General features: G+C 38.1%; 17 protein-coding genes and 1 pseudogene. 3 read left to right on the plus strand and 15 right to left on the minus strand.

Going from position 1 to position 16,578, the window contains the following annotated elements:
- Positions 1 to 56: 56 nt before the first annotated feature.
- The 13 genes and pseudogenes from ACHUFV_RS17945 to ACHUFV_RS18005 all read right to left on the minus strand — a co-directional run bounded on the left by ACHUFV_RS17945 (position 57) and on the right by ACHUFV_RS18005 (position 13,007).
- Positions 57 to 413 carry a response regulator gene (locus ACHUFV_RS17945; protein ID WP_394236532.1) on the minus strand — a complete coding sequence of 119 codons (357 nt, stop codon included), beginning with the start codon at positions 411 to 413 and terminating at the stop codon, positions 57 to 59.
- A 44-nt stretch (positions 414 to 457) separates the two neighbouring features.
- On the minus strand, positions 458 to 1,024 hold the full coding sequence (locus ACHUFV_RS17950; RefSeq protein ID WP_394236534.1) for a PAS domain-containing protein: 567 nt from the start codon (positions 1,022 to 1,024) through the stop codon (positions 458 to 460).
- A 194-nt stretch (positions 1,025 to 1,218) separates the two neighbouring features.
- Positions 1,219 to 2,427 (minus strand): Ger(x)C family spore germination protein, encoded by a 1,209-nt coding sequence (locus ACHUFV_RS17955; RefSeq protein ID WP_394236535.1) that lies wholly within the window; start codon positions 2,425 to 2,427, stop codon positions 1,219 to 1,221.
- Complete coding sequence (locus tag ACHUFV_RS17960) at positions 2,424 to 3,524, minus strand: GerAB/ArcD/ProY family transporter (protein WP_394236537.1); 1,101 nt, start codon at positions 3,522 to 3,524, stop codon at positions 2,424 to 2,426. Before ACHUFV_RS17960 ends, ACHUFV_RS17955 begins: the two co-directional genes overlap by 4 nt.
- Positions 3,514 to 5,102: pseudogene (locus ACHUFV_RS17965) on the minus strand (spore germination protein). Before ACHUFV_RS17965 ends, ACHUFV_RS17960 begins: the two are co-directional and overlap by 11 nt.
- Positions 5,103 to 5,210: 108 nt before the next feature.
- Positions 5,211 to 5,603 (minus strand): helix-turn-helix domain-containing protein, encoded by a 393-nt coding sequence (locus ACHUFV_RS17970; RefSeq protein WP_394236538.1) that lies wholly within the window; start codon positions 5,601 to 5,603, stop codon positions 5,211 to 5,213.
- Between the two features lie 3 nt (positions 5,604 to 5,606).
- Positions 5,607 to 6,242, minus strand: a complete 636-nt coding sequence (locus ACHUFV_RS17975) for a GAF domain-containing protein (RefSeq protein ID WP_394236540.1) — start codon at positions 6,240 to 6,242, stop codon at positions 5,607 to 5,609.
- A 235-nt stretch (positions 6,243 to 6,477) separates the two neighbouring features.
- Positions 6,478 to 7,584, minus strand: a complete 1,107-nt coding sequence (locus tag ACHUFV_RS17980; RefSeq protein ID WP_394236542.1) for a DUF6920 family protein — start codon at positions 7,582 to 7,584, stop codon at positions 6,478 to 6,480.
- 168 nt (positions 7,585 to 7,752) lie between these two features.
- Positions 7,753 to 8,730, minus strand: coding sequence for a 2-hydroxyacid dehydrogenase (locus ACHUFV_RS17985; RefSeq protein WP_394236544.1), 978 nt, complete (start codon positions 8,728 to 8,730; stop codon positions 7,753 to 7,755).
- A gap of 131 nt (positions 8,731 to 8,861) precedes the next feature.
- Positions 8,862 to 10,277: a vWA domain-containing protein gene (locus tag ACHUFV_RS17990; RefSeq protein WP_394236546.1), complete on the minus strand. Its 1,416-nt coding sequence runs from the start codon at positions 10,275 to 10,277 to the stop codon at positions 8,862 to 8,864.
- Positions 10,278 to 10,492: 215 nt separating this feature from the next.
- The gene (locus tag ACHUFV_RS17995) at positions 10,493 to 11,410 is read right to left on the minus strand and encodes a hypothetical protein (RefSeq protein ID WP_394236548.1); all 918 of its coding nucleotides are present in this window, start codon (positions 11,408 to 11,410) and stop codon (positions 10,493 to 10,495) included.
- Between the two features lie 96 nt (positions 11,411 to 11,506).
- Positions 11,507 to 12,025, minus strand: coding sequence for a TetR/AcrR family transcriptional regulator (locus tag ACHUFV_RS18000; RefSeq protein WP_394236550.1), 519 nt, complete (start codon positions 12,023 to 12,025; stop codon positions 11,507 to 11,509).
- 124 nt (positions 12,026 to 12,149) lie between these two features.
- A complete protein-coding gene (locus ACHUFV_RS18005) occupies positions 12,150 to 13,007 on the minus strand; it encodes a hypothetical protein (protein WP_394236552.1) in 858 nt (285 codons plus the stop codon).
- A 210-nt stretch (positions 13,008 to 13,217) separates the two neighbouring features.
- Here ACHUFV_RS18005 and ACHUFV_RS18010 point away from each other — a divergent pair, with 210 nt between their 5' ends.
- Positions 13,218 to 13,523, plus strand: coding sequence for a BC1872 family protein (locus ACHUFV_RS18010; protein ID WP_394236554.1), 306 nt, complete (start codon positions 13,218 to 13,220; stop codon positions 13,521 to 13,523).
- Between the two features lie 181 nt (positions 13,524 to 13,704).
- Complete coding sequence (locus ACHUFV_RS18015; protein WP_394236555.1) at positions 13,705 to 15,000, plus strand: hemolysin family protein; 1,296 nt, start codon at positions 13,705 to 13,707, stop codon at positions 14,998 to 15,000.
- 54 nt (positions 15,001 to 15,054) lie between these two features.
- On the opposite strand, the gene ACHUFV_RS18020 is transcribed toward ACHUFV_RS18015, so the two are convergent.
- Both ACHUFV_RS18020 and ACHUFV_RS18025 read right to left on the minus strand, forming a co-directional pair.
- Positions 15,055 to 15,393 carry a hypothetical protein gene (locus ACHUFV_RS18020; protein WP_394236557.1) on the minus strand — a complete coding sequence of 113 codons (339 nt, stop codon included), beginning with the start codon at positions 15,391 to 15,393 and terminating at the stop codon, positions 15,055 to 15,057.
- Positions 15,394 to 15,564: 171 nt separating this feature from the next.
- Positions 15,565 to 16,152, minus strand: a complete 588-nt coding sequence (locus ACHUFV_RS18025) for a cupin domain-containing protein (protein ID WP_394236559.1) — start codon at positions 16,150 to 16,152, stop codon at positions 15,565 to 15,567.
- Positions 16,153 to 16,353: 201 nt separating this feature from the next.
- Here ACHUFV_RS18025 and ACHUFV_RS18030 point away from each other — a divergent pair, with 201 nt between their 5' ends.
- Positions 16,354 to 16,491: a hypothetical protein gene (locus ACHUFV_RS18030; RefSeq protein WP_394236561.1), complete on the plus strand. Its 138-nt coding sequence runs from the start codon at positions 16,354 to 16,356 to the stop codon at positions 16,489 to 16,491.
- The last annotated feature ends 87 nt before the right edge of the window (positions 16,492 to 16,578 follow it).

A 16,578-nucleotide genomic window follows, 5' to 3' on the forward strand; every position in this document is an offset into this window, starting at 1 on the left:
GTTTAATACTGCAGAATTATTGATTATATATAGAAAGTATCTATAAATTTCGGAATTCACCCAATCTTTTGCAATACTGGGATGAGGTTGGCAAAATTAGGTTTAATAATAAAATCACTGGCTCCATTATTAAGAGCATCCAGAATCATCCTTTTATGACCCATTGCCGTACACATGATGACCGTTGCGGCTGAATCGTACGCCTTGATTTCTTTTAGTGCATCAATACCATCCAGGTTAGGCATTGTGATATCCATTAAAACAATGTCAGGAGCAAACAGCTTATAGTTTTGGATCGCTTCATAGCCATCCTTCGCTTCAGAAATAACGTTATATCTGCTCTCCCTCAGGATATCCTTTAACCACTTCCTCATAAAAACAGAGTCATCTGCTATTAGTATCGTTTTTGGCAATTTACATCAACCTTTCCTAATAAAAATAATGTGATAGATTCTACTTACTTTCGTTTTACTAATTCGTGTTTCATGCTGTCTTCAAATTCTTTTTGAATTGAAATATTTGTTACTATTCTTTCGAGTTGGAAACAATCCGCTTCAAACTGATAGATAGGTAGAATTCTATCTTGAACCCAGATCACGTCTCCATTTTTATCAATCACACGGTATTTATGACTCATGCTTCCGACCTCTGCTAGCTTTGCGATTTCTTCCAGATAGGCTTGATAATCAGCCTCATGTATAATAGCTTCCCAAGAGTCCTCATCAGTAAAATGTTCAGAGTCAAATCCCGTTACTGCTTCAAACCCACTAGGAATCCCAATTTCCTTTGTAAGTGCATCTCCCCTTTTGTTTCCTACAGCTAATGATTTCCATACACTATTAAATCGGGATTGATGGATTGAAGTCTGTTCAATCATATAGTTAGAAAGCCTCACTAAGTAGAACAGTATACTTTTTACCGTATCAATTTCATGTATAGCTGTAGCAGGGCTCGGATTGTATACTAGTAAAGAGTCCACATTTACATTTTTTCTTTTATGATTGAACCATGTTAATTTTCGCATGTTTAAATTCCCCCAAATTCGTATTCCCCAATGAACTTTTCTTGTCCTTATTTTCCGTGAATTGCTTTATAAAAGATATCACCTTGTATTCTTATTCTAGATAGGAGGTAGTTCCTATTATTCATACAAAAGCAGTGTTACCACTTCACAAAAAAACTAGCTCCTGCTAGAAACTAGTTTCTTCATTAATATTATTAATTCCATTCCATTCCCGCTCTTTTTATGTGATAGTCAACAGTTACCTTAATATCCATTTCCTTATATACCTCTGACCATCTTTCTTCCGTTTTGATTTCTTGATCCCAATACTCCCCATACTTCGCTCTAATTCTCGCTCCCAGCCCCAATACATCTGATCCCTCTTTCTGGACCTTTTTAAGCAGCTCCCGACATATCTCTTCACTTTTATTATTCGCTGCTTGCTCAAGCTTCTTAAGATTTTTCGTGTTTAATCTATTCGTATTTACCTCTTCATCTACGACTGCATCTACCTTCACATGTATGCTAGCACTTGGTACTCCATTTTTTACCTTCACTTTAATATCTGGATTTCTTTTTTGTGATTGAATAAAATAAACACCACGACCATTATCCAATGACACCGCAATCGAATAACCTCCTGGACTTTTTTCCTTCATGCCCATATAGGCACCTATTTCAATTGATGACGTGCGTCCAACCAGCTTCGCATCCTTGAAAAATGCAAGACCGTCAACCAGAATACGATCATTTTCAATCACTTTTACAGTTGGCAAGATGGCATTGACACCATCGTCCGATATATCTGTCCAAAATTTCCCAAGATATTCTCGGGGAAGCTTACCAAAACGAACAGCATGGTCTAACGTGCTTGATAGATAGATTGATGGGACCGTTTCAATCGGTGGAGCGGATTTCATGACCTTTGATGCGTCTTTTTCATTAACAATCATCCACGCGGTCCTTCTTACCTCATAGTCCCGCCTTAAATAATCATTAATTTCCGACAAGCCCCGTTTTGCAATTTCATCTGAAACGACTACTATCTGTAAATGACCCAAATAAAGCTTTTCAGCTAATTGCTGCTGGAGATTTGACATAGCATCCTTCATCGTATGACCAAATGTTTCAAGTACCCATGCCGTCTTTTCAGAACCCTGGCCTCCTCCTCCTTCAGGACCTAATTTAATTTTTCCAGGAACGGCAATTTGAGCCGTAACCTTATATAGTGTTTCTCTTTTTTTAATTGGAAAATGACCCTTACGGTGAGTGACTTCTGGTTCATCACTTAAATCCTTTTCCTGTGCCAAGTCAATAGCAATTCCTAATATATTGGCACGATCCTCTAACTCATACCGATCCCAGCAGCCTGTTAAAAGTAAGATAAGGAATATCATCAAGATAATATGTAGTGTTCTCCTCATACCGTTTCTCCCTCTTTCTTACGCAGCAATGAAACAACTAGTAGGAAAACAGGATAAACGATTGTAAGAAAGATTCCATAAAAGGTTATTTGTAAAATTAGATCGTACATTTCATAAATATCCTCTGGGAACATAGCAATGGCAAACATAATAGGAAAGCCGATTAGGGAAATGAGCCGGTAATGTTCCGATTTAAATAACTCACTTACCCCTCTGACAACCACAAAATAAAAAGACAATAAAGTGGTGAACGTACCATAAATCCATGAGATATGAAGGATGGCATCTATTCGGGCCAAGACCTGTGCAGGAATATGGACCATTCGCCCAAGTACGAGGACTGGCCAAAACGATTGCTGAAGCTCTTCTTCTCCGAAAACAGCTAATGTCATGGTAATAATGAACACCACAAAGAAACATGCAATCCAATAACCCCATATTCCACTTTTTACACATTTATTCGGTTCCTTCATAAAAGGAATAACCATTGATATCACAAAAAAGTTTAATACTGCTTGTTTCACAATAATCCCGCCGCTCATAAATTCCTTCAAGGTTGGGTTGTTCCCTAATATGGGTGTAACATGATAGATTTCGATATCCTGAAAAGCAGGAATTAATACGAGAAAGATTGGAAACATGATAAGCGGCATATAGAAAAAATGAATATAGGCAAAGGTTGCCACCTTTTGAAACCCGGTTGTCGCACATAGTAGCAGCATAAAAAAAATCGCGATTTGGATCGGGGTATTTGGCATTAAAGCACCGGCAACAATTTCGGCATATTGCCTGGTTTCCAGTCCAGTGACAATAGCAAAAAACACAATAATCAGTGCACTAAAACACCTCCCGATTGCCTTCCCTAAGAGCTTTTCACTATATCCAATGACTGTATGCTGTGGAAACCTTTTGCCTAAAAAAACGATTGCCAGCAAACCGATAAAAGCGATTAATACTCCTACTAAACTGGCAAAAGGGGCTCCAAATCCCGCTCCTCGTACCACAAACCGTGGAAGAGCGAGCATGGCCACACCTAATATAGAACTGATGATAATCGTGGCTAGTTGAACGGGAGTAACGACATCCCTATTGTTCATTTGAATTGCCTCCCTTCCTTCCAACTTTAGGATTCTCATTGATTTCACCGTCTACCCTTTTGATATTTTGCGGATGTAATAGAGCCGGACGATTTCGCAGCCAGTCAAGTGGTGCCCGGATAAGAGAATCCTTAAATCCTTGGTAATTGCCAGGAGTCACAGGTGCCAAATAGGGTACACCAAATGAACGTAATGACAGCATATGATTCATAACAAACATCAATCCTGTAGCCAGACCTAATAACCCAAAGGCTCCTGATAAGAGAATCAATGGAAATCGCAGCATTCGAAAGGCTGTTGCCGCATTATAGGAGGGTGTTGCAAAGGAACCAATTGTTGACATTGCGATGATAACCACTGTGATGGGACTAACAAATCCCGCCATTACAGCTGCTTGACCAATGACAAGAACGCCGACAATGGATAAGGCACCACCTACCTGTTGGGGCATTCGGACAGTAGCCTCTCGTAAAATCTCCATTGCTACCTCCATGAGGAATACCTCTACCACAACGGGAAAGGGAACACCGGCACGGCCACTTGCAGCAGCTACCACAAACTTAGCCGGAATCATTTCAGGGTTATACGATAGAACCGTTATATAAAACGAAGAAAAGGTCAATGAGAAGATAAGAGCCATAAAACGGATCACACGAGTGATTGATGTGATCAGCCATCGTTCATTGTAATCTTCACTCGTATGGTAAAACTGATTAAAAACAGATGGCACAATAAGACTTGAGGATGAACCATCTACTAAAATAGTAATTCGTCCTTCTAAAATATTACCCGCTGCTTTATCCGGACGCTCCGTATTTTGTACCTGCGGAAACGGAGAACGGGGATTATCCTGGATAAACTGTTCAATATATCCCGCATCTAGAATTCGGTCAATTTTGATATCTTGAATTCTTTTTTTTACTTCCTCCAAAAGCTCCGGACTGACAATGTTATCGATATAGCATAGTGCGACTCTCGTCTTCGTCCTCTCCCCCACTTCCATTGGTTCCACACGAAATTCAGGATTGGGAGGCGATAGCGTAATAGGGAAACATTTGTAGTCAGCTGCTCAATAAAACCATCCCTCGGTCCTCTAATCACTCGTTCAGTCTCAGGCTGTTGTATTCCGCGCTTTTCTGGTTTATAGGAATCAAGTAGAAGGACATTCTTTTCCCCATCAATTAACACAACCGTAGCACCATGCAGCAGGCCGTCCTGAACGCTTTTCCAATCATCTGCTATGCTTCCACCACAATGATATAGGACTTCGTCAAAAAACCATTGTGATAGTGACTGACTTTTCTCTTGCTGTTCAATGGCCTCTAACTCATCATGTTCCTGTAATGGCCGTATGATATCGCGATTAATAATCTCCTTATCCGCTAAACTGTCAATATACACAACAGCTGCCGGACGTACCTTTCCTATAAGAAATTTCCTTATTGAAAAATCAATATCGTTTTTTAATATTTTATTAAGATACTTAATATTATCCTCAATACTCGTATTAATTCTTTTCGTTTCACTCGTTAGATGATCTTCCTGATTAGATTGCTTCTTTTTTTGCCAAAATGACATCTAATCCCTCCCTTCGAGTTCACGGAAAGCGAACATTAATCTTAGTATCTCAATCTCTATTTTTTACATGCATGAAAAACAAAAAAAAGATACTTTCTATAAGTATCTTTAACTCTCCTTACGGTATGACAGGTCTGTATACTTCCTAGCAGCATCCTCTAGTACATTCTCAAGCAGGCTGAGAACTTCACCTGGAATCTCCATTCCATCCCAATGAAGACCTTTTTTACCGCAAATCTCTCTTAAACGAATATGCATCGATTCTTCCGCATTCCGTTCATCCGTTAAACCAAGGATATAATCAACTGAAACACCGTACAATTTCGAGAAGCTTTTAAGCTTTTCAAGTGGCGGCTGGCGGTATTTTGATTCATATGAAGCGTAGCTCGATTTTTTTACCCCAATCATCCTGCCAACCTCCTCCATCGTGTATCCCTGCTCCAGCCTCAATTCTCGTAAACGGTTATGATACATACTCTCATCTTCTCCTCTTTCAACCAATGTCTATTCTGCAATTTGCTCAGCCATGTAATAAATAGCTTCCTGATACTGAGTTATCTTCTTTTGTACAAGGGCTATTTCTTCCTTTTTTACCCCTCTTTGTGTTCTATGGTAAATAGCGAAGGTTCCAATCACATCATCCTCTCGAAAAAAAGGGATGGACCATCCTGTTTGAAATCCGTATCTAGTAAAATGCTCTCGAAATGGACCCCATAGCGGACTTGATTGAATGTCTGTCACAACGACCTCTCGGTTATGGACAGCTGCTCCACATGACCCGCATGTTTCTCCAAATGCTCTTTTTTCGTTAATGTCATTAAAAAAGTCAAAAAATTCTACAGGAAAATTTGGTGCGGCTCCATGATAAATTTTATTTTCCTTTTGACAATAAAATAGCATGGTTACATGCCCATCCGGAATTGCTTTTTCTAGATCTAAGCAAAGCTTACCTAACTCCATTTTCATATTAATTACTTGAAACTCATTCTCAGAAATCACTTGGTTAACAAGTGCATCCAGATGGACTCGAATATTTTCTTCATTTTGAGCTAATAAGGGATTAATTTTTTGCAAAAGAGCTTTTATTCTTTTATTTGCTGCATATTGTTTCATGTAAACAACGATATCTTTATTCCGCATTCTCTCCTCCATTTTTCCATTTTATCCTTTATGGAGGCAAAAAAACCTAAATACAAACAAAAAAACACTTATCCTTGTTAAACTTTCGGATTAGTGTTTGTTCACTTGTTCACGCCTTTAACGTCTGAATTATTTTTTCTAAGAAATCAATTTGAAGCTTGTATTGGTCGGCCATATTTTGAAAGGTTATTCTTGATAACTCATTCATCTCCATAAGCAAAAAAGAACAGGCGTATTACCTGTCCCCTTTCCCCAAATTATACTGATAATCATAAATTTCTAGTGTATACCAAGTAAATTTCCCTTCCTCAAGCATCCAAGATATATCGATTTTTGCAGGTATTTTTATTCCGTTCATTATTTCATAATCCTGTATTTCCCCGATACATTCCATTCGTTTAGCCTTTTCATCAGAATCCTTGTATCGCAGTGCACTTATTTTTACCAATTCTCCCTGATTATTAAAATGAAAAATGGCCGACCCCGAAATACCCTTGTAGGTCATTGCCGCTTTCGCCGTTTTTTCATCCATTTCTTCCCATGTAATGTAAGGCTGAAGTGCTGCAGATGGATATATTGGCAATTCAAGCAAATATCGCTGTAAAGAAGATTCATCCACTTTTTTATTACCTGCTACATTTACAACTGGGATTAGGGATCCAATTTTCATGGTCATTGTACCATTCCCCTCTTGAAACCGATCCTTTCCTGCTACATGAACAAACGGCAGCATTTTCATATCAACCTTCCAAATAAATCCTGGTTCTTCAATCCTAACGTATTGCTCGGCTTCAGCACGATACCATTCCTTCTGGTCCGTTTTTAATTTCATCTGCCCCCTTTGTTTCAGGTAGACGGTCTTCATCTCTTCTTTGCCTACTATTCCAGTCTGGTGCAGCCACTTTTGAACAATGCTTGGCAATGAATTAAGCTCCTGTTCAGAAATATACTTCGTTTGTTCCATACTTACTTCTGACAAGAATTGTTGAATCTCCTTATTTGCCTGCTGATGAAATTGCCACGATCCATACCCAGCTAACGTGACGATAAGTATCATGATGTTTGCGATTGTACCAACTTTCGCATCCTGCCAAGAGAAACTAATGACCGTTTGTGAAAGCAAAATAGCAAGCAGTGAAGGCATCCACCACCAGTTTTTATTAGTCATAAATAACAGGACACTAAATAAAAAGGAAATCGCAGTAACCAGCCAAAGGATGCCGATTGGCTTTGATATGGCTAATTTTAATTGATTCAGCTCCGCAAAATGAAAAGCCTTTAAAAACCCTAATGAATGAATCAGCCCATGAACCATGACAACAAACACAAACACAATCCTCATCACCCTGCCACCCTTCTATCCCTAAACTACTCCCTACTTCCATTTTATACCTATAATAGATAGAGTCATAGGAGATAAGTTACAGAGGGACGGTTCTTTTGCTTCCTTTTTCAAAACCTTCACAACTAAAAAACGCATATCTTATAGACATGCGTTTCCATCTTATCATTATTTGAACACCATGGGATTTACCGGATGCTGAGGTATCTTCCCCTGTAACCCTTCGATCAGCTGTTTCGCTGCTAAATGGGCCATGGCTAATCTTGTTTTGACACTGGCACTTCCGATATGCGGTAGGGCGACAACGTTAGACAGTGTCAATAAAGGATGATCCAGTGAAATAGGCTCCTGTTGAAAGACATCTAAACCAGCAGCTAAAATTTGCCCGTTCTTCAAGGCTGTATACAATGCAGCCTCATTCACCACCTCACCACGTGCGGTGTTGATTAAAATGGCTGTTTTCTTCATAAGTCCTAATTCTTTCTCATCTATCAAATGCTTCGTTTCCTCGGTTAAAGGCGTTAAGATACAGACAAAATCCGATTCCTTCAATAACGTTTCCATATCCGTAAAAACCGCACCTAGCTCTTTTTCAGCCTCTTCCTTGCGACTACGATTATAGTACAACACATTCATATTAAAACCCTTAGCTCTTCTAGCCAATGCCTGGCCGATATTTCCAAAGCCGATAATTCCCATTGTGGCACCATAAATATCTTGACCCGTCAACAGCAAGGGAGACCAGGTTTTCCATTGGCCTGACCGTAAATAATCAGAAGCCTCTATTAATCTTCTAGAAGCAGCCATTAAAAGAGCAAATGTAAGGTCTGCAGTCGTTTCTGTTAATACGCCAGGTGTATGAGCTACCATTATATTCCGCTTCGTTGCCGCTGCAATATCTATGTTATTATAGCCAACCGCCATTGTACTGATGACTTTTAGTTTTTCAGCCTGCTCTAGTAAGTTCTCATCAATGGTTTCTGTTACCGTCGAGAATAAACCGTCAGCTTCTTTGATTTCTTCCTTCAATATCTCATATGGGACTGCTGTGTCCTCATCCTCCCACATCGAAACATGGAAATGCTCCTCCAGTCTTTCTACTACTTCATCCGGTAATTTTCTTGTTATGTATACTTTCGCGTTCATGTTTCAACCCCTCTTAGTCAAAATACCTGCCTATAGATGATTGTACCAAGCGAAAGCCCCGGACAACACCATTTTGAGATTAAGAAAAGGACAGGCTGCACATGTATTAAATGCCACCTGTCCTTTTTGTATTAAAAATTATTATTATACGTCTCGTCTATTTCACTTTTAGTACTGTTATAGGTTTCTTCAATTGTTTTAAATTTCGCAGTATAGAGCTCATCCTTCTCCCTATACATTGTGTTATAAAAGTTCTCCAAGTCCTCAAATACTATATTATAAACCTCCTGATCAAGGTCCTGCGTCTTATTCAAATCCATTAATGTCTGTTTGGCATGACGAAGGAATAGCATAAGTCTATCCACTGTTTGTTCATTTAAGTCCATCAGGCGCTGTTTATCTTCCATTAATTGATCAATTGCTTCACTAGTATTTTGTCTATGCCAATCAATCCATTGCTGAATGGAGTTGTTTGATTCCTGAAATTCCTTATCAAGCTCCTGTTGATTTTTCACATTAATATAGCGGCCTTCAGCACTCTCAGCTATTTTTTGCAGTTCATTCGCATCCTCTGATTGTACAGCAAGCCCAATTACATTTATGATAGGGTTGATATTTGAGTCAGCAAGCTGCTTTGCTGCTTCCACCGGATTCCCATCACATGTCTCTTTACCATCTGAAACAAGATAAATGACATTCGTCGACTCCTCATTACTCTCGACTGCCAGTTTTTCACCGACCTGTGTAAGTGATGCCGCCATTGATGTCCATCCGCTTGGAGCAATAGATTCTAATTCTGTCGCAAAAATGTCTGCATCATAAGTGGAAAGCGGGTAGATTTCCTCGATGCTGCTGCATGAAAGTTTCTTATCTGCTTCAGAACCTGTCCCCTTGTGTCCATAGATTGTTAAAGAAACTTTTGCTTTGTCAGGCAGGTTTGAAGCAAAATCCTCAATAGACTCTTTTGCCATTTCCATTAGGGTCTTCCCATCCTGTACATTCTTCATCGAACCCGATGCATCTAAGATAATCGCAATCTGAATATTTTCCTTCAGCTCTCTTCCATTTAATTTTATATTAGAAGTCGACTCTACATCTTCTAAATTTATTTTTCCACGTGGAGTATAGGTTGACATTGAAGGCAGCTCTGGAAAATAGGTCTCGGCAACAAATCGTTTGATTTGATCCGCCTTCTCTTCCTTGCTGGCATCCCCCTTAATTACAGTTTGTAATGTTTCAACCGCTGCGGCCTCCTCCTCTTTCGTCAAATGGTCATGTTCAATTTTCTCCCACCATATTCCTTTTTGAATATTTTCTGCCACCGCTAGCGAAGCTGGAAAAGAAAATCCTTCCTTACTCCTTTGAAATGCATCCGGCCAAAGCACTTGCTCCTTATCTACAGTGTCTTCTGCTGCTTTCTCATGATCCTTTGAGGATTCCACCGTTTCCTCAACCACTTTTGTTTTCTCGACTGGAATGTCAGACTTAATGCACCCAGCTAATATCACTACTAGCAGGAGCATCATCACTCCATATAACCTTTTCAAAAATATCCCGCCCTTTTCTATTTTTCTGTACTATTAATACTACAGTAATAAATAGAAGAACGGTTTATTTTAACGTAAAAACAGTATGATAGTCCTTCAACTCTCCATTTACCAGTTAGTAACGTATGATTGAATGGTAAATTTTGTTATATACCACAAGCATTTGCTCCTACCTTTTTCTTAAACAATGCTATTAAGAGAGTAGAAGCTTGAGCCTAACCCTCTGCCTTTTTTTGTGTATCTTGCTTCAAGTTTATCATTGGCCATTTATTTCTAATATGAAGTATACCTGCTGCAAGTGCTGTCCCAAGCCAAATGAGTAAGAAAATTGCCGTAAGAATGGGGAATATTGAAAGTTCAAATACTGTCCGGCCAAGTGCTGTTTGAAAACCAATGAAAAGGATTGAAATCATCCAGGCTAAGCTTCCATAATGAACAAGCCTTTTTTTATTTTTCTCATGTACCTGTGCTTTTTCGACTAACCATGCAGGGATTATTAATGTCTGCAAGGCATGAAATCCTATTCCATGAAGCAAAATGAAATTTCCAGAATCCCCGATATAACGGTCCTGCAGCGTTATCATCGACACACCTGCTGCATTTGCTAACAATATTGAAAGAAAGGCATAACGAGTACCTAATAGAAGCCAGGGACGTTCAAAAGGCGTTTTTATACGAAAAAATTGAATCATCAACATCAGACCTAAGATGACAATTGTAAGTGATACAAGAGCAAACACAAGTCCGGCAATTTGATCACCTACAGCTGCTGATTGAGAAAATCGCGGATTAAGTCCCCGAACATTTTGAATGGTCTCGATACTATAGCTGTATAGACTGGCTATAACAAAGCTCCAACGAACAAATTTCCTTTTTCGATTACTCAACCGTGCCAATGGTAATATCGCAGCAATCGAAAGGATAAAGCACCCGATAGCAGCATTAAAGGAAAAAACATCTTCTAAACTGCCTTCAGGTAAAACGATAGGGCCTCGAGCAAAAATGACTATTTTAATGAAGAAAGCAAGAATAAACCCCATGATGCCAGTAATCACAAGTGCTTTTTCACCTTTAAATAGCTTGATGGACCGTTCCGAAAAAGTCATATAATTAGAATCTACTTTCATTGACATGTGTCACCTCTTCTTCCTTTTTCATTTATTTATTTATCAATCAATAAATAATCGTTCTAAAAAAAGAAAGTTTTGTAACTCCCTTTTTTAGACAAATTAGCAATTCATATTTTCTCCGTAAATCAATTCTGGTATTTCTAGTACTTCCGCCAGCGTAATAAGCAGTCCCGTACCAATAAAACGAGCAGCTTCTACTTTGGCATTTGGAACCCCTGCTCGATCCATTTTCATGGTTAAGGATTCAAACATCTTACGATACAGCTTACGAGAATGCTCCCGAATCCCAGGTTCAGAAATTGTATGAGCCTGCATCACCATCAATACCTCAGCACGGTGTGTTTGAATAATTTCAGCAAACCCCCGCCCCATTGTTTCCAATAGCTGATCCGCAGGCGCCTCCACTTTCACAAAAGTATCATAAACCCTTCCAAATGCACGATCAATGACAACCTTGAACAGCTCTTCCTTATTCTCAAAAAAATGAAACACATAGGGCTGCGTCACTCCAGCAGCTTTTGCCACCATCGCTGTTGTGGCTTTATAATACCCCCTTTCCGCAAAAACTCTTACAGCACTCTCGATAATTAGTTCTTTTTTGTCTTCCTTTGCTGCCACGATTATCATTCCTACTATAAATTTATTTATTGATAAATAAATAATATTCAGTCTAATTATTTTTGTCAAGGTAAAAATACAAACGTACATCTTTTTACCACTAAATGAAATGCTTGGATATTATTCATAACCTGCTACAGGATTTGGAAGCAGCAGAACCGTCCCCATACACCCATTTTCGATAATGATAGGCCGAAAACATGATTATAAAGTATTTTACCGGAAAGATTAGTAAGGACTTTACTTTTAACATCCTTTTGTTTAGGAGCGATAAATCAACAAGCATCATCAGTAAGAGACTGTTAATTTTTGCTAGTGTATTCTCCTTTTGTAACCACCATGTTAAGATGAGCGATACAAGGATTCCAATAAGCGGGGAGATAATAAAGTTTTCTTTCCAAGAAAAAATCAACCCTTTACCAAAGCGAAATTTTCTCATCACTGCAAAAATATAGACCATGTTATGCCAAGTAACCTGGATTAAATGATAAAACGAAAAAAACAAAATATATGAATTTCTTTTTTGGATTGCGTTATACCAAATATCGTTAAAGATAAATGATATAAAAATTAAGCCAAACGTATATGGTGTCTTCCACCATTTATTTTTAAATACACCTAAAGTGATAAACAATCTTTCAATCAATGTAAAGAATAGACTAAAAAAAAGCTTAACCTTCCAGCCAAGTTGAAAGGCTGTAATAAATAAAGCTGTTGTTGGAACATAAAAAAATTGTGAAAGTACGGAGCCAAATATATTGTCCAATTGCTTTTCTTTCAGAAATTTAGGCTTGTATTCATAACCATCAAACAGCGCGACGACGATATATTCAAACAAATAGGCAAATCCAGTAAACGAGAGCAGCAGCACAAGATGGTTTTTTCTTTCTTTACTTTTATAAAAGGTAAAAAGAAGCATGACGAAGTGAAGAATCCCCAAAATTATATAAGGATATTTATTAACCTTTCGATTCGACCTCATGCCATTCACCTCCGTTTGTTGTGTTCGTTAGTATTTGTAACTTTCGTTAAAAACAAACGAATGAACAGGAATTATTTTATTTCATTCAAAATTATTTTTTGCTTAAATAGCTTCTATCTAAAAATTTAAAATAATAAAATCATTTTAATAGGATGATAATCTTGAAAATGGTAAAATAATAAAATCAAGTGAAAAAGGGAGTAACACAGAATGAATAAAATTGACATTATTGCACGGAGAATTATGGGGTGGAAATTAAATAGATGGGACAGATGGTTTGACTTTGAAAACGGCGTGTTCATTCATGACCACGAATTTCAACCAGAGCAAAATTTGGACCATGCCATGATGATAGTGGATCGTCTAAAACAATTTGGATTTACCTATGAAGTAAAGGATAGTAACCTGGTTTGCTTTAATGACATTTGTGAAACTGGTGAAACGCTGCCACAGGCAATTACAAATGCCGCCTATGCCATTGCAGAAGTTAATTCTATTGATGATGCATGGTTATAATGTTACTTTGTAAAAAAAACTCACATACAGTGAGTTTTTTTTACGTTTGACCTATATGAAATCTATTCTATTAAAATATGAAATAAAAATGAAACCTTATTATTTTCCCTGCGTATATGTTGTTAACAAAAATTTTTATACTTTATTGGAGGTGTACGTCTTACTCAGGTAAGACACATATTTGATTACAATCAACATCATTTTAATTGTACTGCTTATTGCTTTAACTGCTTTTTTCGTCGCAACAGAATTTGCTATTGTAAAAGTCCGAACATCAAGGATTGATCAGCTCATTGCGGAAGGGAAAAAAGGTGCGCTTTCTGCTAAAAAGGTTGTTTCTCACCTTGATGAATATTTATCGGCCTGTCAGCTGGGGATTACTGTTACTGCATTAGGCCTTGGCTGGTTGGGTGAGCCTACCGTGGAAAAGCTGCTGCATCCATTATTCGAAAGCCTTCATTTGAGTGAGTCGGTTACCCATATTTTATCGTTTGGAATTGCTTTTGCTTCCGTTACCTTTTTACATGTTGTCATAGGTGAACTGGCACCTAAAACAGTAGCCATACAAAAGGCAGAGACCATAACGATTTTATTTGCCGGTCCGATCATTTTGTTCTACCGCATCATGTATCCATTTATTTGGTTTCTTAATGGCTCCGCTCGAGTAACGGTCGGCCTGTTCGGCTTAAAGCCTGCATCTGAACATGAAGCAGCCCATTCGGAGGAAGAACTGCGTATCTTACTTTCAGAAAGCTATAAGAGCGGCGAGATTAATAAAAATGAGTTAAAGTATGTAAACAATATATTTGAATTTGACGAAAGAACAGCAAAAGAAATTATGGTGCCTCGAACAGAGATTATCAGTATTTCGATTGATCATACCTATGATAATATTCTGACAATCATTCAACAGGAAAATTACACCCGCTATCCGGTCGTAAACGGTGATAAGGATAATGTTCTTGGCTTTATCAATGCAAAAGAATTTTTTACAGCGAAAATTATGAATCGACACAATAACGAAGATTTGAAATTAGAGTTTTTTATTCACCCAATTATCCGCGTAATTGAGACCATTCCGATTCATGACCTTTTAGTCAAAATGCAAAAAGAACGCACACATATTGCATTACTAATAGACGAATATGGCGGTACATCCGGATTGGTTACGGTTGAGGATATACTCGAAGAAATAGTTGGCGATATACGAGATGAATTTGATGAAGACGAAATCCCGGAGATTCGTAAAGTAAAGGAAAATCATTTTATTATCGTTGCAAAGGTTCTTATTGATGATGTTAACCACTTATTGGGAACGAATTTATCAGATGAAGAAATGGATACCATTGGCGGCTGGTTCCTCTCACAAAATTTTGATGTGAAAGCTGGTTCTGAAATAGAAACAGACGGTCATCTATTTAAAGTACGGCAAATTGAAGGACATCATATTATCTATTTAGAAGTTAAGACTGCCTAACTTAACTAATGAGTATCGTTACGTATATGAGAGCTTGGAGTCTTCCCTCCAAGCTCAACTCATTTTTTCCTTAATTTGATCTCGGATATTTTCTAGTTCTTCCAATGGCAGGTCACTAAGTGAAATCCTGATTTCTTCTTCAATTTGTTTTCGATTTCTTTCCCTATACTGATCCCACCATTCGCGAAGACCTTCCGTATTTTCTAAAAGATATTCAATATCAATCTCCTCTACTTCATCATCTGATAAATAGTGCAGAACCGCACCAAGCATGGTATTTAGGTGATCAATCTCCTCCTCTATCCTGTTATCCTCTTTAACTTCCTCCTGTTCCTCTAATTCATTCGTTTCCTGATCATTCTCTTCCGTAACCGCTGCAGCCTTTCGTGGCATTTTTTCCCACCTCCAGATTTCTTGATGACTTTATAAATGATGTAGGTTAGTCTTTCCAGAATAATATGGTTTGATTAGTTTATTAGTCCTTAACAAAAAATAAAGGGACTGCCGATTAAGCACCCCCTACTCTTCTATACAACTTGAAACCAGCTGACAAAGCTGCTTTTCCTAGCGATGATGGCCATGACCTTCCTCTGCAGCCATTGCAGCTGCCTTTGTAACATGTACTGTTCCAAATGGATGATTTGGTGGAGCATAAATTGAATAAAGCTTCATCGGAATATTACCTGTATTGGTTACATTATGCCAGGTTCCAGCAGGAATCATGATCGCTGAGTCATCTCTGACATTTCTTCTAAAGTTTAAACGATTTTTACTATATCCCATTTGTACAACTCCATGCCCTTGCTCAATGCGTAAAAATTGATCAACGGCAGGATGGATTTCCAAACCGATATCCTCACCTGGTTTCAGACTCATTAATGTTACCTGCAAGTGTTTTCCTGTCCATAGTGCCGTACGATACGTATCATTTTCCTTCGATGCTTGATTTATATTAATCACAAATGGGTTTGGTCCAAAGTCCTTTCTCATTACATTACCAAATCCATTATAGTTACGGAAAGAATTGCAGTTATTTTCAGGCTCAAGCTCATGTAGTGAAGGAGAATACACAGGCTGTCTTTCATAGTAATCCATCGTTGGTGCATCATAAAGATACCGATAATGATCCATGTTAGGAACATGATAATACATTTTCTTCATCCCCTCATTGTTTATCGGATTATTCTATGCCGCAAAGCTATTTCTGCTTCATTTACTTATCATCTAGTTCAGCACTTTGCATAAAAAACTATCAGAAACAAATACTTAATTTATCCCTCTTTGCCATAGTGCAGAGGGAATCGAGTTCATCAATTATATTCTTTCTCTAAATGAAATGGAAAGGTGAGTACTATGGACAAAAACCAATACGATTTTGCCAATTTATCCAGTACAGACATAGAGCAGGTAAATGCTCTTCAAAAAACTCTTAGCAATAAAAAAGGTGAAGATGTTATCCTGATTGCCTATCAGGATAGCAAAAACAAATAAATATCTAGACAAAGAGGCTGGGACATAACTAGCTTCAAATAACGAGAAAGGTGAAATTGATTACGCTCAATTTCACCTTTCTCTATT

This window comes from Niallia oryzisoli (assembly GCF_043641075.1).
Taxonomy (GTDB): domain Bacteria; phylum Bacillota; class Bacilli; order Bacillales; family Cytobacillaceae; genus Bacillus_BD; species Bacillus_BD oryzisoli_A.

What these genes read in the sequence shown, in the direction of transcription:
- ACHUFV_RS17985 (WP_394236544.1), bottom strand. Translation starts at nt 8,730, where the DNA reads ATGAACGCGAAAGTATACATAACAAGAAAATTACCGGATGAAGTAGTA.
- ACHUFV_RS18030 (WP_394236561.1), top strand. Translation starts at nt 16,354, where the DNA reads ATGGACAAAAACCAATACGATTTTGCCAATTTATCCAGTACAGACATA.
- ACHUFV_RS18010 (WP_394236554.1), top strand. Translation starts at nt 13,218, where the DNA reads ATGAATAAAATTGACATTATTGCACGGAGAATTATGGGGTGGAAATTA.
- ACHUFV_RS17955 (WP_394236535.1), bottom strand. Translation starts at nt 2,427, where the DNA reads ATGAGGAGAACACTACATATTATCTTGATGATATTCCTTATCTTACTT.
- ACHUFV_RS17980 (WP_394236542.1), bottom strand. Translation starts at nt 7,584, where the DNA reads ATGAGGATTGTGTTTGTGTTTGTTGTCATGGTTCATGGGCTGATTCAT.
- ACHUFV_RS17975 (WP_394236540.1), bottom strand. Translation starts at nt 6,242, where the DNA reads ATGCGGAATAAAGATATCGTTGTTTACATGAAACAATATGCAGCAAAT.
- ACHUFV_RS17960 (WP_394236537.1), bottom strand. Translation starts at nt 3,524, where the DNA reads ATGAACAATAGGGATGTCGTTACTCCCGTTCAACTAGCCACGATTATC.
- ACHUFV_RS18020 (WP_394236557.1), bottom strand. Translation starts at nt 15,393, where the DNA reads ATGCCACGAAAGGCTGCAGCGGTTACGGAAGAGAATGATCAGGAAACG.
- ACHUFV_RS17995 (WP_394236548.1), bottom strand. Translation starts at nt 11,410, where the DNA reads ATGTCAATGAAAGTAGATTCTAATTATATGACTTTTTCGGAACGGTCC.
- ACHUFV_RS18025 (WP_394236559.1), bottom strand. Translation starts at nt 16,152, where the DNA reads ATGTATTATCATGTTCCTAACATGGATCATTATCGGTATCTTTATGAT.
- ACHUFV_RS17950 (WP_394236534.1), bottom strand. Translation starts at nt 1,024, where the DNA reads ATGCGAAAATTAACATGGTTCAATCATAAAAGAAAAAATGTAAATGTG.
- ACHUFV_RS18005 (WP_394236552.1), bottom strand. Translation starts at nt 13,007, where the DNA reads ATGAGGTCGAATCGAAAGGTTAATAAATATCCTTATATAATTTTGGGG.